At 55.1% G+C, this 24,071-nt stretch carries 27 protein-coding genes and 1 tRNA gene; 21 read left to right on the top strand and 7 right to left on the bottom strand.

What is annotated here, in order from left to right:
- The first annotated feature begins 74 nt into the window (after positions 1-74).
- A complete protein-coding gene (locus NVIE_RS05725) occupies positions 75-548 on the top strand; it encodes a hypothetical protein (RefSeq protein WP_075054426.1) in 474 nt (157 codons plus the stop codon).
- On the top strand, positions 548-925 hold the full coding sequence (locus NVIE_RS05720) for a hypothetical protein (RefSeq protein ID WP_075054425.1): 378 nt from the start codon (positions 548-550) through the stop codon (positions 923-925). The genes NVIE_RS05725 and NVIE_RS05720 overlap by 1 nt, the downstream gene beginning before the upstream one ends.
- A 55-nt stretch (positions 926-980) precedes the next feature.
- On the opposite strand, the gene rpsB is transcribed toward NVIE_RS05720, so the two are convergent.
- From rpsB to NVIE_RS05705, 3 genes are all read right to left on the bottom strand, one after another.
- Positions 981-1,565, bottom strand: coding sequence for a 30S ribosomal protein S2 (rpsB, locus tag NVIE_RS05715; RefSeq protein WP_075056019.1), 585 nt, complete (start codon positions 1,563-1,565; stop codon positions 981-983).
- Positions 1,566-1,690: 125 nt separating this feature from the next.
- Positions 1,691-2,944 (bottom strand): phosphopyruvate hydratase, encoded by a 1,254-nt coding sequence (eno, locus tag NVIE_RS05710; protein ID WP_075054424.1) that lies wholly within the window; start codon positions 2,942-2,944, stop codon positions 1,691-1,693.
- Between the two features lie 39 nt (positions 2,945-2,983).
- On the bottom strand, positions 2,984-3,220 hold the full coding sequence (locus NVIE_RS05705) for a DNA-directed RNA polymerase subunit N (protein ID WP_075054423.1): 237 nt from the start codon (positions 3,218-3,220) through the stop codon (positions 2,984-2,986).
- 168 nt (positions 3,221-3,388) lie between these two features.
- Here NVIE_RS05705 and NVIE_RS05700 point away from each other — a divergent pair.
- Positions 3,389-3,476, top strand: a tRNA-Leu gene (locus tag NVIE_RS05700).
- A gap of 84 nt (positions 3,477-3,560) precedes the next feature.
- On the opposite strand, the gene NVIE_RS15320 is transcribed toward NVIE_RS05700, so the two are convergent.
- Positions 3,561-3,704 carry a hypothetical protein gene (locus NVIE_RS15320; RefSeq protein WP_158435113.1) on the bottom strand — a complete coding sequence of 48 codons (144 nt, stop codon included), beginning with the start codon at positions 3,702-3,704 and terminating at the stop codon, positions 3,561-3,563.
- 78 nt (positions 3,705-3,782) lie between these two features.
- Between NVIE_RS15320 and NVIE_RS05695 the strand changes: the two genes are divergently transcribed.
- Positions 3,783-4,208, top strand: a complete 426-nt coding sequence (locus NVIE_RS05695) for a ferritin family protein (RefSeq protein ID WP_075054422.1) — start codon at positions 3,783-3,785, stop codon at positions 4,206-4,208.
- Here the strand turns inward: NVIE_RS05695 and bcp are convergent.
- Positions 4,188-4,661 carry a thioredoxin-dependent thiol peroxidase gene (gene bcp / locus NVIE_RS05690; RefSeq protein ID WP_075054421.1) on the bottom strand — a complete coding sequence of 158 codons (474 nt, stop codon included), beginning with the start codon at positions 4,659-4,661 and terminating at the stop codon, positions 4,188-4,190. The genes NVIE_RS05695 and bcp overlap by 21 nt on opposite strands.
- 36 nt (positions 4,662-4,697) lie before the next feature.
- On the bottom strand, positions 4,698-5,708 hold the full coding sequence (locus tag NVIE_RS05685) for a redoxin domain-containing protein (protein ID WP_075054420.1): 1,011 nt from the start codon (positions 5,706-5,708) through the stop codon (positions 4,698-4,700).
- A gap of 220 nt (positions 5,709-5,928) precedes the next feature.
- Between NVIE_RS05685 and NVIE_RS05680 the strand changes: the two genes are divergently transcribed.
- Both NVIE_RS05680 and NVIE_RS05675 read left to right on the top strand, forming a co-directional pair.
- Complete coding sequence (locus tag NVIE_RS05680) at positions 5,929-6,627, top strand: SDR family NAD(P)-dependent oxidoreductase (protein WP_075054419.1); 699 nt, start codon at positions 5,929-5,931, stop codon at positions 6,625-6,627.
- A gap of 31 nt (positions 6,628-6,658) precedes the next feature.
- Positions 6,659-7,063, top strand: a complete 405-nt coding sequence (locus tag NVIE_RS05675) for a cupin domain-containing protein (protein WP_075054418.1) — start codon at positions 6,659-6,661, stop codon at positions 7,061-7,063.
- Between the two features lie 2 nt (positions 7,064-7,065).
- On the opposite strand, the gene NVIE_RS05670 is transcribed toward NVIE_RS05675, so the two are convergent.
- A complete protein-coding gene (locus NVIE_RS05670) occupies positions 7,066-8,403 on the bottom strand; it encodes a PQQ-dependent sugar dehydrogenase (RefSeq protein WP_075054417.1) in 1,338 nt (445 codons plus the stop codon).
- A 135-nt stretch (positions 8,404-8,538) separates the two neighbouring features.
- Between NVIE_RS05670 and NVIE_RS05665 the strand changes: the two genes are divergently transcribed.
- The 15 genes from NVIE_RS05665 to NVIE_RS05595 all read left to right on the top strand — a co-directional run bounded on the left by NVIE_RS05665 (position 8,539) and on the right by NVIE_RS05595 (position 24,066).
- Complete coding sequence (locus NVIE_RS05665) at positions 8,539-9,972, top strand: TldD/PmbA family protein (protein ID WP_144239529.1); 1,434 nt, start codon at positions 8,539-8,541, stop codon at positions 9,970-9,972.
- A 2-nt stretch (positions 9,973-9,974) separates the two neighbouring features.
- Positions 9,975-11,306, top strand: coding sequence for a TldD/PmbA family protein (locus NVIE_RS05660; protein WP_075054416.1), 1,332 nt, complete (start codon positions 9,975-9,977; stop codon positions 11,304-11,306).
- A gap of 4 nt (positions 11,307-11,310) precedes the next feature.
- The gene (locus NVIE_RS05655; RefSeq protein WP_075054415.1) at positions 11,311-12,522 is read left to right on the top strand and encodes an NAD(P)/FAD-dependent oxidoreductase; all 1,212 of its coding nucleotides are present in this window, start codon (positions 11,311-11,313) and stop codon (positions 12,520-12,522) included.
- Positions 12,523-13,031: 509 nt separating this feature from the next.
- Complete coding sequence (locus tag NVIE_RS05650) at positions 13,032-13,817, top strand: hypothetical protein (protein WP_075054414.1); 786 nt, start codon at positions 13,032-13,034, stop codon at positions 13,815-13,817.
- 6 nt (positions 13,818-13,823) lie between these two features.
- A complete protein-coding gene (locus NVIE_RS05645) occupies positions 13,824-14,456 on the top strand; it encodes a hypothetical protein (RefSeq protein WP_075054413.1) in 633 nt (210 codons plus the stop codon).
- Positions 14,457-14,880: 424 nt separating this feature from the next.
- Positions 14,881-15,213 (top strand): NADH-quinone oxidoreductase subunit A, encoded by a 333-nt coding sequence (locus tag NVIE_RS05640; protein WP_075056017.1) that lies wholly within the window; start codon positions 14,881-14,883, stop codon positions 15,211-15,213.
- 76 nt (positions 15,214-15,289) lie between these two features.
- Positions 15,290-15,811, top strand: coding sequence for an NADH-quinone oxidoreductase subunit B (locus tag NVIE_RS05635; RefSeq protein WP_075054412.1), 522 nt, complete (start codon positions 15,290-15,292; stop codon positions 15,809-15,811).
- A gap of 1 nt (position 15,812) precedes the next feature.
- Positions 15,813-16,484: an NADH-quinone oxidoreductase subunit C gene (locus NVIE_RS05630; RefSeq protein WP_084790648.1), complete on the top strand. Its 672-nt coding sequence runs from the start codon at positions 15,813-15,815 to the stop codon at positions 16,482-16,484.
- Between the two features lie 90 nt (positions 16,485-16,574).
- Entirely contained in the window at positions 16,575-17,654 is a 1,080-nt protein-coding gene (locus NVIE_RS05625) for an NADH-quinone oxidoreductase subunit D (protein ID WP_374213691.1), read from the top strand.
- Positions 17,655-17,656: 2 nt separating this feature from the next.
- Positions 17,657-18,922, top strand: coding sequence for a complex I subunit 1/NuoH family protein (locus NVIE_RS05620; RefSeq protein WP_075054409.1), 1,266 nt, complete (start codon positions 17,657-17,659; stop codon positions 18,920-18,922).
- Complete coding sequence (locus tag NVIE_RS05615; RefSeq protein ID WP_075054408.1) at positions 18,919-19,419, top strand: NADH-quinone oxidoreductase subunit I; 501 nt, start codon at positions 18,919-18,921, stop codon at positions 19,417-19,419. Before NVIE_RS05620 ends, NVIE_RS05615 begins: the two co-directional genes overlap by 4 nt.
- Positions 19,412-19,936 carry an NADH-quinone oxidoreductase subunit J family protein gene (locus NVIE_RS05610; RefSeq protein WP_075054407.1) on the top strand — a complete coding sequence of 175 codons (525 nt, stop codon included), beginning with the start codon at positions 19,412-19,414 and terminating at the stop codon, positions 19,934-19,936. The genes NVIE_RS05615 and NVIE_RS05610 overlap by 8 nt, the downstream gene beginning before the upstream one ends.
- Complete coding sequence (nuoK, locus tag NVIE_RS05605; RefSeq protein ID WP_075054406.1) at positions 19,933-20,235, top strand: NADH-quinone oxidoreductase subunit NuoK; 303 nt, start codon at positions 19,933-19,935, stop codon at positions 20,233-20,235. Before NVIE_RS05610 ends, nuoK begins: the two co-directional genes overlap by 4 nt.
- A gap of 20 nt (positions 20,236-20,255) precedes the next feature.
- Positions 20,256-22,019 carry a complex I subunit 4 family protein gene (locus NVIE_RS05600; protein ID WP_084790647.1) on the top strand — a complete coding sequence of 588 codons (1,764 nt, stop codon included), beginning with the start codon at positions 20,256-20,258 and terminating at the stop codon, positions 22,017-22,019.
- 4 nt (positions 22,020-22,023) lie between these two features.
- A complete protein-coding gene (locus NVIE_RS05595; protein WP_075056016.1) occupies positions 22,024-24,066 on the top strand; it encodes an NADH-quinone oxidoreductase subunit 5 family protein in 2,043 nt (680 codons plus the stop codon).
- The last annotated feature ends 5 nt before the right edge of the window (positions 24,067-24,071 follow it).

The following is a 24,071-nucleotide window of genomic DNA, read 5'->3' as shown; positions in this document are numbered from 1 at the left end:
ATAGAGTCGCTTGACGAATGGTTAAGTATCTCTCTTTCTCAATTCCATAATGGTAACTTGGAGCCCGTTAGCTATTGCTTACAAGAAAAGCTGTAGATGCAATAGAAGACTCGCTGACTGACTTTCTTGGGGAAGAAGTCTGGCGAGTCCTTCGGAACAAGCTGGACCATTCGCGCGGCGTAAGGCTTGAGAATATCCTGGAACGCTCAACTGCCGTCAAATTCGCGCAGGCCCTGAACGATATGCTGCCGCCGGCGGCGCCTTTTGTCCTGGACAAGGTTTCGGCAAGGCTGGCGCACGAATTCCCAAGGATCCGGGACGCAGAGCAGCTCTCGAATTTCCTTCATGTGGTCGATGAGATACGAAGGCGTTACGACGGCGCACACGTGCTGTCTGGCATCGAAAACCACCAGCATGTGGCACTGGTATACAAGTCAGAAAATGATTTCTCCAAGATCCTCTCCTCGTTTCGCGCCGCGGGGATAAAGAAAAATCGTCTAAATGTCCTCTATGCCCTGAGGAACTCCAGGGACGCGCCAAAACTCTGATGAATGCCGGCCTGGCAGCACAACAACAGCAGCAACAACAACAGCAACGACAGCAGCAAGACCTTGTCATGCTTGATTGCAACGGCCTGGGCGTGGGCAGCGGCCATATGAAGACGTCGATGAGGTCGATACTGCGGTCTACTCGCAGGATGGCTATCCAAGAAAAAAAGTCCGGGCTGAACGTGCTTGGACTTTGCGCCAGCCACTTCCTTGCCCATGAAAATTACCTGGATTGCATGGCTCTTGAAGACGCGTGGGAAGACCTGATTTCGACAAGCGGTCTGCCCGTCTCCCTTATCTGTCCGTACATGTGGGATCCTCGCATTCCTGAATCAAGGCTTGAGCAGAACCATAACCACGGCATTCGCTATCTGTAAGCACTTTGGATTGATTGATACACAAAATATGGGGGCAGGAAAAAATCCTGTGAAATTAGGATATTTCCTCGACGAGCTTTGTCTCAAAGTCGTCGATTGATATCTTCATCTCGCTGTCGGACTTGATCTTGCCCTGCTTCTTCATGACTTCCCTTGCAAGGAGCCAGTACACAGTTGCAAGCGCCTTTCTGCCCCTGTTGTTTGCGGGGATGACCAGGTCGACCTTGGAAGTGACGTTGTCGCTGTTTGACACTGCGATCACCGGCACTCCTGCCCTCGTCGCCTCGATGACTGCCTGCTGGTCGGCCTGCGGGTCCGTCACGACGACGATCTCCGGCTCCATATAGTCAGGGAGCGACGGGTTGGTGAACGTTCCGGGCATGAACCTGCCCAGTATCGGGGTCGCGCCTGTCAGCTCGCAGAACTTTTCCACCGGGGTCTTGCCGTATTCGCGTGCAGAAGTGACTGCGACCTTGGAAATGTCCGACCTGCCGATGAACTTGGCAGCGACGTCGATCCTTGCCAGCGTCTTGCTGATGTCCAGTATGTACAGGCCCTCCGGGTTTGCGCGCACGATAAAAGGCGACATGTATTTCGTCTTGACCGGCGTTCCTACCCTGATGCCTGTTGAAAGTATCATCTTTTCTAAATTGTCAGTGTCAATGGAGTCCTGGCCTTCCGGGCTTTCTACCACGGGAGTAGCAGCAGTAGTCTCCTCCACCTTGGTCTCCTCTGCTGGAGAAGAGACGTCTTCGGGCTTATTGCTCATGTCGTAGGGGTCAGTTCGGCCATACCTTCTATTAAATCATACTCTGACAGGCGCACAAGCTCGTTAAGTTTCGCAATGCGCTCGCCTCCAACCACGCCCGTTTTTATCATCTTCGAGCCCGTCGCGACTGCAATGTGGGCGATGTGCGAGTCGACCGACTCGCCGGACCTGTGAGAGGTGATTATGCCGATGCCGTTTTTCGTGCATTCCCTGGCAAACTGGAGGGCGTCGTACAGGCTCCCTGCCTGGTTCACCTTCAGGATCGCCCCGGAGCACGCCCCGAACTCGACTGCCTTTTTCACCATGCCCGCGTTTGTCACAAGCATGTCGTCGCCTGTCACCAGCGTCTGTGGGTTCTTTTTCGTCAAGACTGCCATGCTTTCAAAATCCGCTTCGTGCACGGGGTCTTCTGCGTATGCAAGCTTGTAGTCCCTGATGAGCCTGTTTGCAAACTCGATCTGCTCGCCGGTGTCGCGCTTTACTCCCTGCCTCGCATAGTCGTAGACGCTGTTTTTCTCGTCCCAGAACGACGAGCTGGCAAAGTCGATGCCAAGGGCCATGTCCTTTCCAAGGCGGTAGCCGCATTTTTCGATGGTCTTCTCGGCAATTTCAAGCGCCTGGTCGTTGTTGACGCTTGGGGCCCACGCGCCCTCGTCGCCCCTGCCGTACGTGAACCTGCTGTCTGTCGACTCTATTACCTTGCGCATTTCCGAGTGGAACCGGAAATTCATCTCAAGAGCCTCCATGATGCCCTTGGCGCCGACGGGGCAGGCAAGTATCTCCTGGATGTCGGGAGTGCCGGGGCCGGCGTGCGCGCCTCCGCCAAGCACGTTTCCAAGCGGGAACGGGAAGCGGTACGGCTTTTTCGGGTTCAGCAGCCTGAAAAGCGGCACGCCCTTTGCCTTTGCTGCCGAGTCTACCGCCGCGATTGAAAGCGCGTACGCGACAGAGCCTCCAATCTTGGAATAGTTGTCCGTCTTGTCTATTTTCCGCAGTGCGTCAAAAACCGCCTTGGTGTCAGAGGCGTCAAGGCCGATGAATTTTCTCCTGTTTGCGTTAAACGCCGCAAGCGCTTTTTCAGGCTTGTTGTCTGGAAAGCTCTGGGCCTCCAGCTTGCCGACGCTTGCGCCGGACGGCGCGCAGGCGCGGCCTGAAAATTTCTTGTCTGTCACGACGTCAACTTCTATGGTCTTGCTTCCGCGGCTGTTAAAGACTATTCTGGCGTCAAGTGCGGTGATGGAGGAAGGCATCGAGGGAAAACTGACGCAAGTCGTTATTTATTTATTCTACTATTCAATTTCCGTCTGGACTTCGGACATCCTGCGCCTGAGCGCCTCGTAGTAGGGGATGATCTGGTATATTGTCTCGACGGTCGAGATGAACATGCGCCTGCAACAGTAACGCTTGACTCCAAGCGAGTCCATCACCTTTGCCGGGTCCTCTCCAGCCTTGACCCTGTTTGAATACTCGCCGTACTTGTCAGCAATAAGACCGCCGCAGGTGAAGCAGCGCACCGGAACAAGCATGCGCTCTGTTGTTTGGATCGAGTCTTATAAAAACCATTGTAGAAGCAGGCGTTCTGGCAGCTTTTTTGTTCTTTTTGCAAGGCACAAACATCCGAGTTTCTGTACATCACCATTGTGTACGCGGCAATGAAAATATTCAAATTAGCGAGTGAAAGCGTGTAGGTTGGAGCGGGAGTCGCCCAGCTTGGCCAAAGGCGTAAGACTGAGGCTCTTATCCCGAAGGGGTTCGTGGGTTCAAATCCCATCTCCCGCACCATTAATTATATTATTTTCAAGCGGCAGTACACACTGTGTTCTTCTTCTGGGGCCAAAGGAAAAATGTGCACGAAAAAATCTGTCGCTACTCGAATTTCTTGAGTACCTGATAGTGAGGCGACGTCTTGTGGTGGTCTATGCACTTGTTGCAGTACGACCTGTCGCCGTATTTTTTGTGGCAGGGGCACGTACACGCTGCGGCAGTGGCGGTGGGCTCGGACGACGACAACCGCTATCCCAGTCCCGTCCAAGTTATTTAAACCTAAACACACTCTTTTATTGCAGTTCTGCATGTAAAAATCTGCCAATGGACCCCCGGCTCAAGCAGCTTGAGAAGAAGCAAAAGCTGTACTCGCTCCTAAAGGCGCAGCACGAGGCAGAGGTCAAGGAGCTCATGCACTACATGTCCGTGCTGACGACTGTGGAGAACAACCTTGTGCGCAGCTACCTGCATTCCCTCCTGTCAGACGGCCTGCGCCACATTGAATACATCTCGCGCATAATGGCCGACATTGAAGGTGCCACCGGAAGCGCGTCCCTGACCAAGAAGGGAATCCAGGAATCCATTGCCGACGAGCGCGAGTCGCACGACGCGCTCTTGAAATGCGCGGAAATGGCCGACGACCCGGAAACGGCGGCGCTTTTAAAGAGCATAAGCGTCGACGAGGAGCACCACATCAGGATTCTGGAGCACCTGTCAGAGCTTGTCGAGTCAGCTGCCGACACTAAATGACTCTAGCACTTCTTTGCTGTGGCCTGCCGGCTTGACCTTGCCAAACACCTTGACCACCTTGCCGGACTTGTCTACAAGGAACGTCGACCGGATGACGCCCATGAACTCGCGGCCCATGAAGGTCTTTTTCCCGTACACGCCATAGCTTTTTGCGACCTCTTTTTCCGGGTCCGAAACAAGCGGGTAGGGTATGCCCATTTTCTCGCGGAACTTGTCGTGCGAGTCTTCCGTGTCGGGGCTGATGCCTATTATCTCGATGCCGGCGTCCTGGAATTTCTTGTAGTCGCGGGTAAACTCGGCAGCCTCTGTCGTGCAGCCGGGGGTAAAGTCCCTCGGGTAAAAGTAGACTGCCGCGCTCTTTTTGCCCTTCAGGTCCGACAGCTTGAAGATTCTGTCATTTGAATCGCGCATGGTAAAGTCTGGCGCCACGCTCCCTTCTGCTAGCTCTGACATGCCGGAACAAGCACTTGCCGCCGATAAAAAACTTACTTACCCAAAGACAAACGTGTAGAACACGAAATTGTCAGAGCGCGGTATGATCTCTATCTCGTGCACCTCAGGTTTCTCTGTCCTGACGAGGTTGTGCATAAAGGGCCATTCGATGTCGACGACGCTTGCACCGTTTTCTTCAAGTTTTGCGTCCCTGCCCAGCTGCCCTTTTGTAAGCGAATTGCCGTCCAGCCTTACTTCTGCCCTGCCCGGCCTGCCGTCTGACGTGCCCATGATGCCGTGCACCCTCTTGGCAGAATTGTACTTCATGATTACCGCCGGCTTTGTCTCCTTGCCTCCAGGCGCAAACTGCACGCCTTCGCGCTGCCAGACCCATTTCCCGCGCAGGTAAACAACGTTGTCAAAGTGCGTGCCGGGGTCCACCGCGACGCTTGGCTCGTCCGGCCTGAACGTCTGGTTGTTGCCAAAGCGCCGCATGCGGGAATAGCCGACGCATATCTCTGGCGCCATTCCTGCAAAATGCATGCCGTAGGTGTCGAAAATCTCGTCGTCCGGGTTCTTGTCGTCATAGTCTACTGATGATGATGGTTTATTTCCAGCCTCTTCCAGCAATTCTGCAATCACCGGCTCAAACTCTGTAATGTCGCCATAGCCAGCGTGCTCGTAGCGCACAAACCCCGCGTGGTCGATTATCACGTGCTTTGGCCAGTACATGTTGCCGTACGCCTCCCACGTCTTGTTCTTGGTGTCAAATGCCACAGGCAGGGTTCTGACATTGTAGCGGGCAAGAGCCCTTGAAATGTTGGCGTGGTCAGTCGCAAAGTGGTATTCCGCAGAATGCGCCTGCACCACCTGAAGGCCGTGCTTGCCGTACTTTTCCTGCAGCCGCTTTAAAGTGGGTATGGTGCGCAGGCAGAAAATGCAGGTGTAGGTCCAGCAGTCAAGTATGACGACCTTGCCCTTCAGCGACTTTATTGAAAGTGGATCTGAATTGGCCCATCCCGAGATTTCCCTGAACTCGGGGGCCGGCGTGGCCGGTATTAGCTGCATATGCAGTTGGTGTTTTTGTGCAGGGGATATAACTGTAGATCCTTTTTATCTGCGTCTATGCGTAATGAATATTCAATGAGATGCGCGGATTGCGGGTGCGATCCAAAAGAGTGCGCCCAAGCCAAGTCAGACGCTGACTGCCCAAACTGCACGCTTGCCAAGTGTTGTTGCTGGCACGCCGTCGTCCACTCTAACACATTTTAGGCGCAGGCTGCTGCAGATGTCTCTGATGGCAAGGACAGCCATAGTGACTGGAAGCGGGCGCGGCATTGGCAAGGCTACCGCATTACTGCTTGCAAAAAAGGGCGTCAATATCGTAGTATGCTCGCGGACAAAAAGCGAGGTCGACAGCACCGTTGATGAAGCAAGAAAATTATTCCATGACGGCGTTCTGGGCGTCGTTTGCGACGTCGGGGTCGCGTCGCAGGTCGATGCGCTTGTGAAAAAGGCAGTCGCGCGCTTTGGCCAAATCGACATATTGGTAAATAACGCCGGCATATTTTACGCCAAAAAACTTGTCGACACCTCTGAAAAAGAGTGGGACGACACGATGAATTCTAACCTGAAAAGCGCATTCCTCTGCTCAAAGGCAGTCCTGCCGCATTTGACCAAGACTGGCACAATAATCAACGTCAGCTCTGGCGCCGGCAAGACCGGCTTTGAGAACCTCTCGGCGTACTGCGCAAGCAAGTTTGGAATGATGGGCCTGGCAGAAAGCCTGTCGTGGGAGGTGCAAGGAAGCATCCGAGTCATGGCCATCTGCCCTGGAGAGGTCGACACCCGCATGCAAGAGTCAGACCCTGTGTATTACCGGGAAAACAGGTCTAGGATGCTCAAGCCGGAGCAGGTTGCTGAAAAGATAGCAGAAATGATCTTTGACACGCGCCGCTATAGAAACGGCCAATCCGTAGACATTTAACTGCTCATCCTTTTTCAGTTATGCGATAATAATGATGCTAAAGGGAAACATCCGCGACATTGCGCCCGACCAGGCGATGCTAAAGTACTTTGAAGGACAGGTCGAGATAAAAAAGATGGTGACAGACGCCACGAGCAAGGAGGCCGAGGCGTACCTGGTGACGTTTTTACGCGGCGCGCGCACGAAACTGCACTACCACGAGACCGACCAGATCCTGATCGCAACAAAGGGCAAGGGCATCGTGGCGCTGCAGACAAAGGTGGAAATGGAAAATGACAACGTCGCCCGGGTACGGCTGGACGAGGTGCACCATCTCGAAGAAGGCGACTTTGTGTGCGTGCCGGCGTACGCGTGGCACTGGCACGGAGCGCAAAAGGGCGAGGATTTTGCGCACATACAGGTCAAAAAGCCTGGCAAGACAACCTGGCTTGAGTAAGCCTACTGCTGCCCTGCGGCGCCTGCTGCCGTTATCCTGTATATCTTGCCGTCAATGTGCGTCAGCACGTACAGGTAGCCGTCGGGGCCCGTCTCGATGTCTGTTATCGCCGCAAATCCCTTGCCAAAGGTTATCGAGGGAAGCTCGCCGTCAAGCCTGCCCGTGTCCTTGTCCGGGACAGGGTCTGCGATGAGGTCTGCAAGCCCGGGATGCTCGTAGCCGAAGTAAAGCCCCGTCCTGTTCTGGTCTGCTTCAAAGAAATAGAGGTTTCCGTTGTTGACGTCTCCTACAAAGATGTTGTCCCTGTATTTCTCGCCCAGTTTCTCCGAGTCGAAAAACTCGATGTCCGTCACGCCGACAGGGATGTACCAGCTAAAGGCCGGATCGCCGTATCTTGCGCCTTTGACCATGACAAGGTCGTCCATCGTGGCGTTGCTCCTGGCAATCGGGCCCGTGAACTTGTCCCATCCGCTGTTGAACCCCGGCGGCACCACGTTTATCTCGTCGTACGAGGTCGGGCCGTTTTCAGTCATCCACAGGCTGTTTGTGACGGGGTCAAAGTCCATCCCAAAGCTGTTCCTTATGCCGTACGCGTAGGCTTTTTCCAGCCCTTCTGTCCCGTAGAACGGGTTGTCGCCTGGGGCCTCCCCGGTTTCCCTGTCGACGCGCACTATGACAGACCTAAAGTCCGGCGGCTCGTCAGAAAAATCATTGTCTGATATTCCCCGGCTGTCGTTTGTGTCCCCGATGACTGCATAAAGGTAGCCGTCGGGGCCGATTATGATCTTGCCGCCGTTGTGGTAGGGCCCGGGCCCGCCCGCCAGGTCGAGAAGGAGGGTGCCGTTGACGAGGGCCCTCTGGTCCCAGTCGTAATTGTATTTGTAGATCCTGTTCATGGCGACAGCGTTTCCTCCGTCGCCAGTCACGTTTTCCGTAAGGTAGAGAAACACCTCGTTGCTGGTGGCGCTGCTGCCGTTCCACACGGCTATGCCGAGAAGCCCCCGCTCTATCTTGTTCTCCACGGCGACCTGCAGGACCGGCTGCTCGACAAGCTCGCCGCCTGAAACGAGCCGGACCTGGCCATCATTTTTCTGGAGTACCAGTATGTTGTTTGCGTCCAGAAACGCCATGCTCGTGGGAAACTGCAGCCCCTCTGCAACCTGCTCAAGGAAAAGCGCGCCGTCGCGCAGCGCCGGCTTGCCGCTTTCAACCTCCGCAGTGCCGCCCGTCTTGAAGGGAAGGGCCACGTCGGGCACGAGCGCAACCGTGGTGAGGATGCCTGCAACAGCAACAGCTAGAGCTCCCGCTATAGACAGTGCCAGAAACGCCCTTTTCTTCAACGCAGGTTATCTGCAATTATCAAATAAATGAGATATGGAGCAAGGATACATGCATGCATACATGCATACATACATGCATACATACATGCACCCCGCCGTCACAAGACATAATTTACAGAAACACATCACGGTTGTGTGTCGTCATCGTCGTCGTTGTTGCAACAGCAGGCAGTGCTCGACATGCTCCGGTCGCTCATATCGTCGTCATCGTCAAGGGGCACAAGCTATGTCGAGGCGCGCTACCAGGCCCGGTCGTTCTCTGAAGTCAACTTTGCAAACGGCCGGCTGGAGCGGGTGCGCATGGTCGAAAGCGCCGGCTGCGGCATCAGGGTCCTGGTGGACGGCTGCTGGGGCTTTTCAAGCACTGCAAGCATGTCAAAGGGCGACCTTAAAGAGTCGCTTGTACAGGCAGTCTCGATGGCCCGCGTCCTTGGCAGGTCGAAAAAGAACAAGGTCAAGGGCCTCGCAGAGTCAAAGATGGCAAAAGGGACGTTTGTGGCAAAGGCAAAAGGCGACCTTGCGGGGATTGACATCGAGCAAAAGGTCAGGGTCGCAAGGGAGGCCGAGGTGGCAGCGCGCAAGCACGCCAAAGTGATCAAGACTGCGTCAGCCGCCTACCGCGATATACTGGACCACAAGGTGATCGCAAACAGCGCCGGCGCAGAAGTGGAGATATTTGATTCAAAGCCCGAGTTCAACGTCACCGCGGTGGCAAGGGACGGCGCCCAGAGCGTCACCGCAAACGAGGGCATCGGCATAACGGGCGGCTGGGATGACCTGTTCAAGAAAAGCCACCTTGAATACGCGCAGACGGCAGCAGAAAAGGCGGCCAAACTCCTCCAGGCAAAATACGCGACAGGCGAAAAGACGACGATAATCCTGGACCCCGGTATGGTCGGGCTCCTGTGCCACGAGGCAGTCGGCCACACGGTCGAGGCGGATTTCGTCCTTTCCGGATCTGTCGTCAAGGACAGGCTGGGCCAGAAGGTGGCAAGCGACCTTGTCACGCTTGTGGACAGCGGCAGGTCTGATATTGCAGAAAACGCCGCCGGCACCATCGGAGTCGACGACGAGGGAGTCGAGGCCGGCAGGACAGCGATAATCGAAAAGGGCGTCCTGAAGTCGTTCCTGCACAACCGCGAGTCTGCGTTTGCATTTGGGACCGCATCGACCGGCAACGCACGCGCGTTTACCTACAGCGACGAGCCCCTGATACGTATGAGAAACACGTACATCGAGCCGCGTGGCGACACGCTTGACGAGATGGTAAAAGAGACAAGGCACGGCTATCTCGTCAAGGGGGCAAGAAACGGCCAGGCAGACGCAAACGGCGAATTCATGTTTGGCGCGCAGGAAGCGCACCTTATTGAAAACGGCGAAATAAAGGAGCTGATGAGGGGCGCAAGCATCTCGGGCAACGCGTTTGACGTATTGCAGTCGATAGACATGGTCGGAAGCAAGTTCGAGTACGACATTGGCACCGGCTACTGCGGCAAGTACCAGCCGGCCAAGGTCGACGGCGGGGGCCCGCACGTCCGGTGCACCGCAATAATAGGAGGCATGCAGTAGGGATGGAGAGCCTGCTTCGCCTCGCCCTCCGGGAGGCAGAGGCCCACGGCGCAAGCGACGCCGAGATCTATGCCGCCGTCACCAAAGAGTCAGAAGTGTTCATCGAGAACAACGACCTGAAGCAGGCCAAGACGCAAAAGGCCAGCGCGGTTGGAATCCGCGTCTTTCTAAATGGCGCGCTGGGGTTCTACGCGGTCAACAGCCTCGACCCGGAAAAAGTCAGGGGCGCGGTGTACTCGGCAGTCAAGATAGCGCGCGTGAGCCCACGTGACAAGCTCAACTCCCTTCCAGCAAAGTCAAAGGTAAGCCGCGTCGGCGGGATTTACGACAAAAACGCCGAGTCGTTTGAAGCCAAGGACGCCGCAAGGCTTGCCGCCGAGATGCTAAAGACTGCCAAGTCGCACGACAGGAGGGTAAGCGTCGACAGCGGCAACTTTGCCGCGACCGTGATGACGCACTGGCTTGCCAACACTAACGGCGTCTCGCTGTCGGAGAAGCTGAGCGTGTTTTCGTGGTCGATAATGGGCATGGCAATAGACGGCAACGACGTGTCGAGCTTTGACGTCCAGTCAGGTGGCACGCACCGCGTAAGGGACATCGAAGTCCACGCCGCAGCAAGCGAGTTTGCGCGAACAGCCGCCGGCTCGCTTGGCGCAAAAAAGCTGATCGACAGTTTCAAGGGCGAGATGCTCCTCACGCCTGCAGCCGCAATGGAGATGGTGGAAGAAGTCGTGGCGCACGCCGTAAACTCTGACGCTGTCCAGAAAAAGTCGAGCATGTTTGCAGGCAAGCTTGGCAAGCGCGTGGCGTCTAACCTGCTTGCAGTGGAGGACGACGCGACAAACGCAGACGGCCTTGCCGCTGCCAGCTTTGACCGCGAGGGCGTCCCGCACAGGAAAAACGTCGTCATCGAAAACGGCGTGCTCAAGAAATTCCTTTACAACACCTACACTGCAAAAAAAGCCGGCGCCAAGAGCACGGGAAACGCCTCGGGCTCGACAAGCTCGCCCCCGTCGGTTGCGACCACGAACTTTGTGGTCCAGCCCGGCAGGTCGTCCCTTGACGGCCTGGTGTCAGAGATGAAGCAGGGCGTCATGATAAGCAGGTTTTCTGGAAACGTCAACCCCGTAAACGGCGACTTTTCCGGCGTGGTAAAGGGAGGCTGGCTCGTGAGAGACGGCAAGCTCGTGCACCCTGTCAAGGAGGTGATGGTCGCCGGAAACGTCTTTGACTGCATAAAGAACCTGACTGGGCTATCAAAGGAGCGCAAGGTTATAGGCGCCTCGATACTCCCGTACATGCGCTTTGGAAAGGTCTCTTTCACGGCAGGGTGAGACAATGGTGGAAAGATATGAAATTGCCGTGGTGGGAGGAGGGCCCGCGGGGCTTTCCGCGGCATGGGCAGCTGCAAAGGCAGGCGCAAGCGTGATCCTCTTTGAGAAGGACGAAGCAATCGCGCACAGCGTGAGGACGTCCGGCGTCAGCTGGATAGACTCGATGGACGCGCTTGGCATCCCAAGCAACCTGTACAACCCGATCTCAAGTTACCAGTTTGTCTCGCCTTCAAACGAAGTGACGATCGCCGGCAGCAACCCCCGGTCTTGCGTCCTCGACGTGAGGGCGACGTACCAGCACCTCGCCTTCATGGCGGCAGAGGCCGGCGCCAAGATGATGGTCAGGAGCAACGTCATCAATGTCGTAAAAAAAGAGAAAGAGAACGGAAGGGTCGTCGCAGGAGTCAAGGCAAGCACGCCGGCGGGCGACCTTGAGGTTTCCTGCCCGCTTGTGATAGACGCAAGCGGCTTTGGCACCTCGGCCGCGCGCAGGGCCGGCATGGCCGGCGAGTGGAAGCGCTACGGGGTGGGCGCGGAATACGAGTGCTACTGCGACCACGCGGACAGCGCGCTGTGGACGCTGATGGTCGGACAGCAGTACTCTGAGGCCGGCTATGCCTGGGTGTTCCCGCTCTCTAGAAACAGGGTGAGGATTGGAGTTGGAATCGGCAGGCCCGAGTCGCAGGCCGACCCGCTTGACAAGCTGCATGCTATTCTGGAAAAGAGGTTGAAGCCGCTTGACAAGCTGGGCAAGATACAGCCAGTAGAACTGCACTATGGGTTCATCCCTAACGAGGGCACGCGCGCAAGCACGGTCGCCGACGGCCTGCTCATGGTGGGCGACTCGGCAGGGCAGGCAAACCCGCTCGTGCTTGAGGGCATACGCTACGCTATCGAGTTTGGCAGGCTCGCCGGCGAGGTAGGCGCGCGGTCGCTTGAGAAAGGCGCGACTCGCGAGTCGCTTCTGGACTATGAAAAGGCGTGGAAGTCCAAGGTGGCGTCAAAAATCGCTTCAGCGCTCAAGGTGCAGTCTCGCTGGATAGGGCTGTCGGACGAAGAATGGGACCGGGAGATCGAGATCCTGCGAGACATGTCCGCAGACGAGTTCATCGACTTTGTCAAGGCTGAATTTTCCGCCGGCAAGATGATGAAACTTGCGTTGCACCATCCCAAGTTGGCAGCGCGCCAGCTGTTCAACATGGTCCTGAAAGGCTGAACGAAACGATCGTCGCACACGTACACGCACGCACACAATTCTCGTTAAGTTTTTATACCTTAGGTAAATGTCTTCGTTAGGTTTTTCTGTGCATTGCTCCTTTTCGCTCGTTACGGCTGCTTTTAGATTTATTTATGCATGATATTATGTTAGGTTTTCTACCAAAGGCCTAACAAGGTAGAACCGTTGCCAAAGCTAGTCGGGAGCAAGGCGCCGAGTCCAAAACCACAAGAGCGACAAGTTCCTATGGAAAACTCCACGGTGCTGCATATGCCTATGGTGGTAGTAAGGGGCAATTACCTCATATCAAAAAACGAAAATTGCTGGTAGGGGACCATACTCAGCGAATCAATCTCAAGACGAACTTTCCAACTAACGATGTCAATTCTTTAATCACAGGTCATGCCGTTAATGGTTTTTATAAAGACGAGGAGATCTCTTATAGAACCTTCTTCAATTACTTTTATTACCATTGATTCTCATAGAAGTAGCGAGGTCCAATTTAGGCAATGGTATATCAATTTTTTCCGAAAATGGCTGGCATCGGCGTGGCTTTCCTTGCCGCAGGGCTATTAATCCCTTTGAATGCGTATGCCTCAGATTGGTCTGCTCATCAAGGTATTACAAAAACTTACGCTATGGCTGGCACTTTGGGACAGCTGACAGTAGTTGCATCTCCCTTTATTGATCCTGCAAGTTTTGACAATCACAGGGATTACATGGTATACATGAATCTCTTTTCGACTCAGAGCGTAGGCGCAGGCTGGTTTGCGCTAAAGTCCGGTGGAGTCGTTTCAATCTATACTCTTCAGTATTGGTATGACACTTCCGGCGTCAATCATAACCTAGTTTCTACTATTCCTGTTGGCTCAACATTTACCGCAAAAGTAGAACAGCAAACTAATTCTGCAAGCAACTGTTGGTTAATGAGCACATACGGCGGAACTAACTTTACAAGATGTTTCCCCAATACTACTACTCCAGTTAACAATGCTGGAGAAACCGCCAGAACAAAGCCTCCCCACTCATTCTCTAGCGGGACAAACGATATGCCTGGTTTGTTTGATTTCCTACAAGTGGGAAAATGGTCGGGAGGATTTGTTGTATACGGTGACTATTTCAGCGGCGGAACGACAAACAATTACAAATGTTATGCAGGTCATGGATACGTCCTTGACAACATTGCAAGCTACACGGGAGGTACTACGGATGATAAGGTAGGTACAGGTCCTAGGATCTATACCACAAACGATTGCATGGTTCAGAATCCTGGATACGAAGCATGGGGTGAATAATGAATAATGATGAATAGAAGAATAATATACGTCATACCGATAGCTGCTGTGGTCATTGCTGCATCTCTATTTTTTGCGGCCAGCATGGCAGGAATGAACAATTCGCAAGTATCGGGTGCAAGCACGGCAGGATGTCTTCCAGCCGACACTGATTCACTTGCAAACGCCAAGTTTGAGGTAAGAAAGCCGGCTGAAAGCTCATTGCCAGCAGGATATAGGTTGGAAGCAGTAGACGATGCGACATTTGTCGTTAGCCTGTATTATTCTGACCGTGAGATATGCAAGCCAGGTGAAATTTCAAGCGAACTCGCAAACGGCACACTTGTAATTCAAGAGGGATACAATCCTGACTTGACAGACGAGCAGAAAATGGCAGATGATAATGCAAAAGGCGTCTTTAATGCAACGAACGGAGAAGTTCAACCTCAAGTTATTGATATCAATGGACACAAGGGTGTTGTAATCCCTGCACACATGGGAAAGGATCGGATTATGCTTGACGGAAAAGTCATTCACGAGGAACCGATCCAAATGCCAGCAGCAGTAATGCTGTTCAATGCAGATGAAAAGATTCAGTACTACATTACGGCTCACAGGTCAACAGATGAATTAGTCCAAATAGCAAAGAGTATTCCATAAGGTTCATTATGCTTGGCTCAGATTTTTTATGAGCCAACGCACTTGCGTCCTTCATTGAAGCAACAGATGTTCTCCAATGCCCTTGTCAAATCTTTGTCCCGGAGGTCAATTCTGATAGGGAATGTAAATTCTTGCAATTGAAAGAACAAGGCTCATAAGTTACTGAGACACGCAAAGCAGTGGGCGACGAAGCTCTATGCTGGCCCCTAAGCACTCGTCCCACAAATCTTAATAGTTAGACAATCTTCCTAGGGTTAGGAAGATACCAAAGGCATTGTAGGATCGCCCTATGTGCTCTGTCATTTTGATTTTTTTGAATTTTCACTCAAAACTTATCAGAAGCGAAATGATTTTATACCTTCATTAGGCCAGCATGGGTGACTTGGCTGGGGAGACCGCTGCAGACTTTACGCCAATTCTTTACATGCTTGGCTTCGGTCTTGTAGCCTCGGTGCCCGCCCTTATCCTGTCAAGGCTGGTGTCTCCGAGGCGCCGCTACAATCCTGTCAAGTTCCTGCCGATGGAGTGCGGGCAGATGCCAACGGGCGAAGGCCGCTCTCATTTCATGATGCAGTATTATGCTTATATCCTCATGTTCGTCGTCTTTGACGTCATGTCCATCTTTCTGTACGCGTGGGGCACGGCCCTCTTTAACATCCCAAGGACTGCCACGCTCCCGATAATCGCTTTCCTTGGAATCATGTTTGCCGCCATGGGCTACGCTCTGTATCTTGCAGGGAGGAAGGGAATCTGGTAAATATCATCATCATGCTAGCATGTTTTAAATACAGTCACGGCGAAGTACAGGCAGAAGAGGAGGAGAGATTGCGTAAATGAACAAGGAACTGGTAAGCCCAACACCGAACAACTTTAACGTGCTGGTGACCAAGCTGTCAGACGTCTTGGTCAGGGCGCTTGACAGACCCCTTGGGTACGCAATCAACTGGGGAAGGATCTGGTCCCTGTGGCCGGTGCACCTTGAAACGGCGTGCTGCAGTGTAGAGTTTGGAGCTGCCTCTAGCCCAAGATACGATGTCGAGAGGTTTGGCATCATCGAGGCGTTCGGCTCGCTGCGCATGTGCGACCTTATCGTGGTGCAGGGCACGGTGACAAGGAAGATGGCCCCGAGGCTGAGGATGGTCTATGACCAGATGCCAGAGCCCAAGTACGTGATAGCGATGGGCGCCTGCGCAATCACTGGCGGGCTATACATCGACTCGTACAACGTCCTCCCGGGATGCGACGGCATTATCCCTGTCGACGTTTATGTGCCAGGATGCCCTCCAAGGCCTGAAACCCTTATCCAGGGCTGTATGTTGCTCCAAGAAAAGATCAAGAGACAAAAGATCAAGTAACATGAGCAGCGACAAGGAAGAGCAGAAAAAGCCAGCTCCGACAGCCAAGCCAGCAGCAACAACAACAAAACCTGCTGATAATTCTAGTACTAAACCCGCGCCCAAGCCGGCGCCACCAAAACCCGCGGCTCCGCCAGTGCCGGCGGCAGCAAAGCCCGCACCAGCCGCTGCTGCGCCTCCGGCGGCCAAGAAGGAGCCCGAGCCCCCTGCGTTTGAAAAGGGCATTGCGCAGCAGCTTGTCACGCGCTTTGGCGACGCTGTCAAGGTTCTTTACATAAAGCCGCTTCGCATCAAGGTCCAGGTCGAGCCCGGCAACATTGTCGAAGTCGCGTCGTACATACGCGACAACATGGGCTTTGACCATGCCGAGTGCGCTTCCGGCACCGACTACCCAAAGGACGGACAGATAGAGGTCAACTACCACCTAGGCTCGTACACCCGCGACGACCTGCTTGCACACGTCCTTGTTCTCGCTACGCGCACTAACCGCGACGACGCGCACATCCCAAGCTTAATTAACGTCTTCAAGTCCGTGGAATACCACGAGCGGGAGACGTTTGAGATGCTGGGCGTCTACTTTGACGGCCACCCGAGAAACGAAAGGTTCCTCCTGCCAGAAGACTGGGCCGACATCCCGCCGCTGCGCAAGGAGTTCAGGATAAAGGGAAGATGATGATAACATATGGCAAGCCTTGAAGAAAAGATAGAGGAGACGAGGAAGCTGGGACTGCAGGTGGTCAGGGAGACCGAAGAGGACAGGCTGATGACGCTTTCAGTCGGCCCGCAGCACCCTGGTTCCGGCCACTTTCGCTTCACGGTCAAGGTCGACGGCGACTATATCGTCTACTGCGACCCCGACCCGGGCTATGTCCACCGCGGGGAAGAAAAGATGTGCGAGTACCGCAACGTCATCCAGAACATCCCGCACCTTGAAAGGCCGGTGATCCACGATTCCACAAACGTCACGTACTCGTACAGCCTTGCAGTCGAGGAGCTGATGGGAATCGAAGTCCCGCGCAGGGGCCAGTTCATCCGCGCACTTGCGTCCGAGATGAACAGGCAGGTGTATACGCTGTACTGGCTTGCAATCTATGGCATTTTCCTAGGCCACTCGACCATGTTCATGTGGCCGGCAGGCGACCGCGAACTTTTCATCGACCTGCTTGAGAGGCTGACCGGGGCCCGCGTGACTCACGCCTACAACATCCCCGGCGGCGTCAGAAACGACATGCCTGACAACTTCAAGGCAAAGTGCCTTGAGCACATCAACTACTTTGAAAAGCGCCTGAAGGAATACGAGGACATTTTCTACAACATGCCCCTTTTCAGGCAGAGGACCGAAGGCGTCGGCGTCCTTTCAAAGGAAGACGCGATAAAGCTCGGCGTAACCGGCTCGGTGCTCAGGGCTTCGGGCGTCCCCTACGACATACGCAAGGTGGAGCCCTATGACATTTACAACGAGATCGATTTCAAGGTGCAGTACATGAAGACGGGAGACTCGTTTGCGCGCTCGTACGTGCCGTTCCTCGACATGAAAGAGTCGTGCCACATCATGAGGCAGCTTCTCGACAAGATGCCGTCTTCTGGCGACGTGCGCACGAAACTCCAGCCAAACCCCAAGGGTCCTCCAGGAGAGGCCTACAGGCGCGTCGAGTCCGGAAGGGGCGCATTAGGCTATTACATCGTAAGCGACGGTACGCCCAAGCCGTACAGGGTAAAGATATCGGTGGGCTCGTTCCGCAACATGCTTGCGCTCCCGTTCCTGCTTGTGGGCAACAAGCTGGCTGACATGCCGTCGATATACTGGTCGCTGAACTACTGGCCCGTGGAGGCTGACAGGTAAGAATGTCGTACACAGAATCGTTCCGCTTTGGCGAGTTCATCGGAAGCGTCCTGTGGCTTGTGTTCTGGATACTCATCATATTCTCCCTCGTGGGGCTCCCGCTCCTGTTCGTGGTGCTGTTCTACGTGCCGCTCCCTCCGCTTGGCGACGAGCCGCTTACCCCGTACCTGTTCCTGACAATGGTGGCAGACCCGACCCGCACCATCCCGATAGTCAAGTACATGATACATACGGATCTGTTCCGCGTGGCGGCGTTCCCCGGGTTCACCTATGCAGCACTCTTTGCAGCGGTGACCATCTTTGTGGAGCGCAAGTTCCTCGCCAAGATGCAGCTCAGGTACGGCCCTCTTTACGTGGGCAAGATAGAGGGCTGGCTTCAGCTCATTGCAGACGGCCTGAAGCTGATATCCAAGGAGATAATTGTTCCCTCCGGAGCAGACAAGCCGATATTCTGGGCCGCGCCAATAGCGTTCGTCTCGACCGCGGCTGCCGTTACTGCCCTTATTCCAGTTGCGCCCGGCTGGGTGGTGGCCAATGTCGACGTGGGCCTGCTTGCAGTCTTTGCGATACTCGGGTTCTTCCCGCTCATTGCGCTCTTGTTCTCGTGGGCGTCAAACAGCAAGTATCCGTTCATCGGCGGACTACGCGCCCTGCACCAGATAATCGCGTTTGAAATCCCGTTCATAATATCCGCGCTATCGGTTGTCATTCTTGCCGGCACGCTCAACCTGACGGGCATTGTCGACGCCCAGATCTCGTCATACTGGTACATCTTTTTCCTGCCCATAAGCGCGTTCGTGTTCTACATCTCGTCGCTGGCAGAGCTTGAAAGGATCCCCTTCGACCTGCCGGAGGCCGAGTCCGAGATCGTGGCAGGATGGATCACCGAGACTTCGGGCATGATCTATGGCCTCATCCAGCTGGGCTCGTATCTAAAGACGTACGCGCTTGCCGCGCTCTTTGTCGTCCTGTTCCTCGGCGGCTGGGCCGGCCCGGTGATATTCCCGCAAGAGATAATCCCAGGCTACACTGGAGAAAAGATCTACAACCCTGTCACGCTTTCGGCCATAGTCTGGTTCACGCTCAAGACCTTTGGCGTGATACTGCTCATGCTTCTGCCGAGAGGCATCAGCCCCAGAATCAGGATAGACATACTGCTGCACACAGGCTGGTACAAGCTGATCGTGCTCTCGTTCATCAACATGTTCGTTGCCCTTGCACTAATATATGGCGGCATACTTGGTCCGGAGGGGCTCCTGGTAAGATGAGCGGCACGGCTTCCGGGTTTATCAAGGCAATCGAGTCGGGATCAAAGCACCTTGTGATAAGGCGCTTTACTTTCAGATACCCCGAGCAAAAGCTCCGCTTTGTGGGCGACGGATACCAGTTTGATCCAAAGCGCGGAGTCGGCATCGCAGGATACAGGGGACGCCACATCCTGATGCACGACAAGTGCACAGGCTGCCAGCTCTGCGCCATTGCGTGCGAGGGCATCGCGGAGGCCATCGGAATGGTCAAGGTTGACGAGAACTGGAAGCAGAACAAAAAGAGCATCATGCCTCAGATCGACTATGGCAAGTGCGTATTTTGTGGATTATGCGTCGACGCCTGCCCGTTTTACGCTCTATTCATGACAAACGATTACGAGCTTTCTGGCTTTACAAAAGAGCACCTGATATACACGCCGCAGCAGCTCGAAGTCAAGCCAAAGTACGACGGCGACATTGAAATCAAGATAACCGACAGGGGTGCCACGCATGGCTGATCCAGTATTCATAGGCCTTGCAGTGCTCACTGTCGGTTCTGCCATCATCGCGCTTGAAACGCGCGAGCTCATCTACGGCGCAATAGGCCTCGCTATATCGATGCTCGGCATCGCAGGATTTTTCCTGCTGCTTGACGCGCCGTTTGTAGCCATGTTCCAGATCGCGGTGTACGTCGGCGCCGTCGCGGTGCTCTTGATATTCACGGTCATGCTTGTCAGGACGCAGGCACTCTTTACGACAAAGGAGGACAGGGGGCGAAAGGCAGGCGGCATCGTGCTGATGCTGTTCATAATGGGAGGCCTTGGCGCGCTGCTTTTGGCTTCCGGCCTGAACAGCACCAACAGCTTCGCCGCGCCGCCAGTCGACTTTATGGCCATAGGCGAGGAGATGCTTACCTACTACTCGCCGGTGCTCATAGTCCTTGGACTCGTGCTTGCTGGATCGGTGATCGCGGCCCTTGCGCTTGCGCGCAGAGAGGGCGTGGAGAAGGAAGAGGAGGAAGAGCAACAAAAATGACCGAATTGATAGACTTCCTCATAGTGTCGGTCGCGCTCGTGGCCGTCGGCATATACGGCATCGTGGTCAAGCGCAACGCGATAAGGATGCTGATTTCAATAGAGATAATCGTCAATGCTGCAAACCTTGTGGTCGTCGCATTTTCAAGGTCGACCGGCAACGTCCAGGGGCAGGTCTTTGCGCTCTTTTCCATCGCGATCGCGGCGGCCGAAGTAGCAATCGGCCTTGGCCTCGTTATCGTGGCGTACCGCCTCTACAAGGAAATCGACGTCGCAGAATTCAGGAGCATGCGGGGATAGAGAGAGGGAGAAGAAGAAAGATGGCAGAGTCATATTTCCTGTTGGCAGCGACCTTTATACCCCTCCTCATGGCGCCCGTTGCGTACGTGATCGGGAGGCGCGCAGGGGCCGCCGCCGTCACGTGGTTCTCCTTTGGCGCTCTTGCTGTATCCACCGGCCTGCTGTTCATACCGACAATGCTCCTGCACGGCGGCACGACCTCGTACGTCGAGACGTACAAGTGGGGCCAGTTTGGAGACTTTGGCCTGAGGCTTGACGGCCTTGCACTGCCGTTTGCATTAATCATCTACATCTTGTGCACCGTCCTTGCCATCTATTCCAAGCCGTACATGATCCACAAGATAATGGAGGACATGCCTGGACACGGTAAAACAGAAGGCTCCTCTTCCTCTTCTCCTTCGTCATCGCACGAAAGCCACGGCCACGGCGGGACAAGCATCGTGCAACTGAGCCCAGAGGCAAAGCAGCACGTAAACAGCCAGATGGGGCTCTACTTTGCGCTCTACCTCGCGTTCTCTATGGGCATGCTCGGCACGGTCCTTGCGACCAACGTGATCGAGTTCTACGTGTTCTTTGAACTGATGCTCGTGCCGTCGTTCTTCCTGGTCGCCTTTTACGGCTATGGCGCAAGGCGCAGGATAGCCCTGATGTTCTTCTTCTGGACCCACGTCGGCGCAGTCGTCCTGCTGCTGAGCCTCCTTGCGATGGGGTTCTTTGCAGGAGGCTATGACTTTGACACGATAAAGGCCAACGCCGGGAATATCCCGCAACAGTGGCTTGCGCTCATCGTCTTTGGGCTCGTGGCCGGCCTCGGCGTGAAACTTGCCGCGTTCCTGCTTCACATCTGGCTCCCGTACGCCCACGCTGAAGCGCCCACTCCTGTATCCGCGCTGCTTTCGCCGGCAATGATCGGCATCGGCGCCTACGCCCTTCTCCGGCTCTGGATGGAACTGCTGACGGGAAGCTACGAGCAGTACAGCCTCTACATAAACATGTGGGGCCTTGCGACCATGATATATGGAGGCGCCATGGCGCTGATGCAGGACGACATCAAAAAGGTGCTCGCATATTCGTCCATCAGCCAGATGGGCTACATCCTCTTTGGCCTGGGCTCGGAGAGCATACTTGGCATTTCCGGCGCGACCATGCTATACATAACGCACGGCCTCGGCAAAGCCGTGCTCTTCATGATGGCCGGTTCCATCATCCTGCAAACCGGCACAAGGAGCATGTCAAAGCTGGGCGGCCTTGCAGGCAAGATGCCCTACACGGCAGTCATTGCGTTCATCGGCGCGCTCACCATCATGGGCGTCCCGCCCACAAGCGGCTTTATGGCCGAGTGGACCATGTTCAACGGCGTCCTGCAGACTGCCGCCCATGACGGCGACTGGTTCCGCGCGGCGATGTTTGGCTTTGGCATCGTGGCTACGATACTGACATCTGCGTACATCCTGTGGATGCTAAAGCGCGTGTTCTTTGGCAAAATCCCAGAAGAGATGGCGCACGTCAAGGAGGCAAGCCCGTACATCACTGTTACGATGATGGTCTTTGCGGCTCTTTCACTTACGATAGGCATAATGCCCGACCTGTTCCTCAACCCGATAACGGGCTACATACAGGGCATGTTTGCCGGGCACGAAAACGTGCTTCCTCTGCCTGCGCATTCTGCAGCAGCAATAGAGCCTGTCGCCCTCGGGCAAGAGTCTGACGACGGCGTTCCGGTGCAGGAAGGAGTCTCTGCGCAAACAACCGCCGCTGGCAATCATAATGGAGGCGGAACCTGACAATATGGTAGTAGAAACAACATCGTTTGCTGATTCAATCAACGTCTGGCTGATCTGGATTCTCCCGTTCGCAGGCGCGGCCATAATGCCTGCAATCGCCAAGGGGAGCAAGAAGGCCCGCGACTATATCGCGGTAGGCTTTGCGCTTGCCAGCGCGGTATCCGCCGCGACCCTGATACCGGTGGCGCTTGCCGGCCACGAAGTGCACAGCCAGATCACCTGGGTCTCGGCGCTCGGCCTGAAGGCAGGCGTCCTTGCCGACCCGCTTGCCATAGCCATGACCAACATCGTGGCCTGGATAGCGTTTCTGATATTCGTGTATTCGCTTGGCTACATGCACGGCGACCGGGACCTCACCAGGTACTGGTTCTTCATGCTGTTCTTCATCGGCTCGATGCAGCTCATAGTCATCTCTGACAACCTGCTGATGGTCTTCTTTGGGTGGGAAGGAGTCGGCCTTGCGTCGTATGCGCTCATCGGGTTCTGGTACCACGACAAAAAGAAGGACTATGTCGGAAAAGAAGGCCACATGGCAGGCGGAATCCCGATGTGGACCGCCCCTACGCACGCCGGCATGAAGGCCTTCCTGATGACCAAGGCCGGAGACGTGATGATGCTTGCCGGCATGTTCCTGATATTTGCCTACGCCGGCACTTTTGGGTTCAAGGAGCTTGTCGCCGACCAGTCGTGGGCGGCAGCCATGTCGCAGCAGAACCTGCTCGTGCCTGCTGCCGTTCTTCTCTTTGGAGGCGCGGTGGGCAAGTCTGCGCAGTTCCCGCTAAACGAGTGGCTCCTTGAGGCCATGACCGGCCCGACCTCCGTCTCGGCGCTCATACACGCAGCGACGATGGTAAAGGCCGGCGTGTTCCTGGTCGCCAGGCTTGGGCCGCTGTTCTTTGCGCTTTCCGCGCTCAACACGGGCCAGTTCTTTGAAGTGGTCGCGTGGACCGGCGCCATCACGGCGTTCCTGCTTGCAACCCAGGCGCTGGTGAGCCCGGAAATAAAGAAGGTGCTTGCCTACTCTACCGGCTCGCAGATAGGCTACATGATGATGGCCCTTGGCATCGCCGGCATCTCGCTCAACTTTACCGACGGCTACACCGCGGGATTCTTCCACCTGATGAGCCATGCCATGTTCAAGGCGTCGCTGTTCATGGGCGCAGGAGCGCTGCTGCACAGCGTTGGGTCGCGCTTTATGACCGACATGGGCGGCCTGCGAAAGGACATGAGAAAGACCTACCTTTTCATGATGCTTGCCGCGCTGTCGCTTGCCGGCGCCCCGCTCTTTACGTCCGGCTTTTGGAGCAAGGACGCGATATTTGCCTCGATACTGGAATCCGGCTATGCCTACTCGTGGCCGCTGTTTGCAATGGCGGTCATAGTCGCCGTCATGACGGCGTTCTACACCATGAGGATGATAGGCATGTCGTTCTTTGGCAGCAAGAGCAAGCACCTTGAAGAGATGGAGCACAAGGGCCACCACGTGCACGAAGTGGGCCCTGTGATGTGGGCGCCCTTTGCGATACTGGCAGTTGCGACTATAGCAGTCGGCGTGATAGGATTCATGTTTGAAGAGCAGCTGCACCACCTGCTCAGCGAGTACCTCCTCGAGTCGTTTGGAATCGCTCCAGAGCACGAAGCGACCGGCAGGGTGTTCCTCAACCTCAACCCGACTGCGGCAATAGCGTCAGTGGGCGCCTTCGCGGTGGGCGCAGGCCTTGGATACGTGTTCTACATTGCAAGGAAGGCAGACCCGGAGGCAATTGGCCGCAACATTATCACGAGGGGCATCTGGAAGTTCCTCTACAACAGGTGGTACCTCAACACCGCCCTCTACTGGGGAGGGGTGATCGGGCCGCTTGCAATATACCGCTTTATCTGGCGCTACTTTGAAAGCACGGTAATCGACGGCATCAACCCTGCGTTCCAGGGCGCAATGGCCGGCATGTCAAAGGTAGTCAAGAGCGGCCAGACTGGCATCACGCAGACGTACCTGTTCGTGTTCGCAGTGGGCATCATGATAGTAGTGATGCTCTTGCTGATGTAAAGGAG

Origin of the sequence: Nitrososphaera viennensis EN76 (assembly GCF_000698785.1) — an archaeon.
In the GTDB taxonomy this organism is placed as follows: domain Archaea; phylum Thermoproteota; class Nitrososphaeria; order Nitrososphaerales; family Nitrososphaeraceae; genus Nitrososphaera; species Nitrososphaera viennensis.
Note: the sequence above shows the minus strand (reverse complement) of the source record. Positions and strands in the feature narration are given on the sequence as shown.

What these genes read in the sequence shown, in the direction of transcription:
- NVIE_RS05720 (WP_075054425.1), top strand. Translation starts at nt 548, where the DNA reads ATGAATGCCGGCCTGGCAGCACAACAACAGCAGCAACAACAACAGCAA.
- rpsB (WP_075056019.1), bottom strand. Translation starts at nt 1,565, where the DNA reads ATGATACTTTCAACAGGCATCAGGGTAGGAACGCCGGTCAAGACGAAA.
- eno (WP_075054424.1), bottom strand. Translation starts at nt 2,944, where the DNA reads ATGCCTTCCTCCATCACCGCACTTGACGCCAGAATAGTCTTTAACAGC.
- NVIE_RS05705 (WP_075054423.1), bottom strand. Translation starts at nt 3,220, where the DNA reads ATGCTTGTTCCGGTGCGCTGCTTCACCTGCGGCGGTCTTATTGCTGAC.
- NVIE_RS05695 (WP_075054422.1), top strand. Translation starts at nt 3,783, where the DNA reads ATGGACCCCCGGCTCAAGCAGCTTGAGAAGAAGCAAAAGCTGTACTCG.
- bcp (WP_075054421.1), bottom strand. Translation starts at nt 4,661, where the DNA reads ATGTCAGAGCTAGCAGAAGGGAGCGTGGCGCCAGACTTTACCATGCGC.
- NVIE_RS05685 (WP_075054420.1), bottom strand. Translation starts at nt 5,708, where the DNA reads ATGCAGCTAATACCGGCCACGCCGGCCCCCGAGTTCAGGGAAATCTCG.
- NVIE_RS05680 (WP_075054419.1), top strand. Translation starts at nt 5,929, where the DNA reads ATGTCTCTGATGGCAAGGACAGCCATAGTGACTGGAAGCGGGCGCGGC.
- NVIE_RS05675 (WP_075054418.1), top strand. Translation starts at nt 6,659, where the DNA reads ATGATGCTAAAGGGAAACATCCGCGACATTGCGCCCGACCAGGCGATG.
- NVIE_RS05660 (WP_075054416.1), top strand. Translation starts at nt 9,975, where the DNA reads ATGGAGAGCCTGCTTCGCCTCGCCCTCCGGGAGGCAGAGGCCCACGGC.
- NVIE_RS05655 (WP_075054415.1), top strand. Translation starts at nt 11,311, where the DNA reads ATGGTGGAAAGATATGAAATTGCCGTGGTGGGAGGAGGGCCCGCGGGG.
- NVIE_RS05650 (WP_075054414.1), top strand. Translation starts at nt 13,032, where the DNA reads ATGGTATATCAATTTTTTCCGAAAATGGCTGGCATCGGCGTGGCTTTC.
- NVIE_RS05645 (WP_075054413.1), top strand. Translation starts at nt 13,824, where the DNA reads ATGATGAATAGAAGAATAATATACGTCATACCGATAGCTGCTGTGGTC.
- NVIE_RS05640 (WP_075056017.1), top strand. Translation starts at nt 14,881, where the DNA reads ATGCTTGGCTTCGGTCTTGTAGCCTCGGTGCCCGCCCTTATCCTGTCA.
- NVIE_RS05635 (WP_075054412.1), top strand. Translation starts at nt 15,290, where the DNA reads ATGAACAAGGAACTGGTAAGCCCAACACCGAACAACTTTAACGTGCTG.
- NVIE_RS05630 (WP_084790648.1), top strand. Translation starts at nt 15,813, where the DNA reads ATGAGCAGCGACAAGGAAGAGCAGAAAAAGCCAGCTCCGACAGCCAAG.
- NVIE_RS05625 (WP_374213691.1), top strand. Translation starts at nt 16,575, where the DNA reads ATGACGCTTTCAGTCGGCCCGCAGCACCCTGGTTCCGGCCACTTTCGC.
- NVIE_RS05620 (WP_075054409.1), top strand. Translation starts at nt 17,657, where the DNA reads ATGTCGTACACAGAATCGTTCCGCTTTGGCGAGTTCATCGGAAGCGTC.
- NVIE_RS05615 (WP_075054408.1), top strand. Translation starts at nt 18,919, where the DNA reads ATGAGCGGCACGGCTTCCGGGTTTATCAAGGCAATCGAGTCGGGATCA.
- NVIE_RS05610 (WP_075054407.1), top strand. Translation starts at nt 19,412, where the DNA reads ATGGCTGATCCAGTATTCATAGGCCTTGCAGTGCTCACTGTCGGTTCT.
- nuoK (WP_075054406.1), top strand. Translation starts at nt 19,933, where the DNA reads ATGACCGAATTGATAGACTTCCTCATAGTGTCGGTCGCGCTCGTGGCC.
- NVIE_RS05600 (WP_084790647.1), top strand. Translation starts at nt 20,256, where the DNA reads ATGGCAGAGTCATATTTCCTGTTGGCAGCGACCTTTATACCCCTCCTC.
- NVIE_RS05595 (WP_075056016.1), top strand. Translation starts at nt 22,024, where the DNA reads ATGGTAGTAGAAACAACATCGTTTGCTGATTCAATCAACGTCTGGCTG.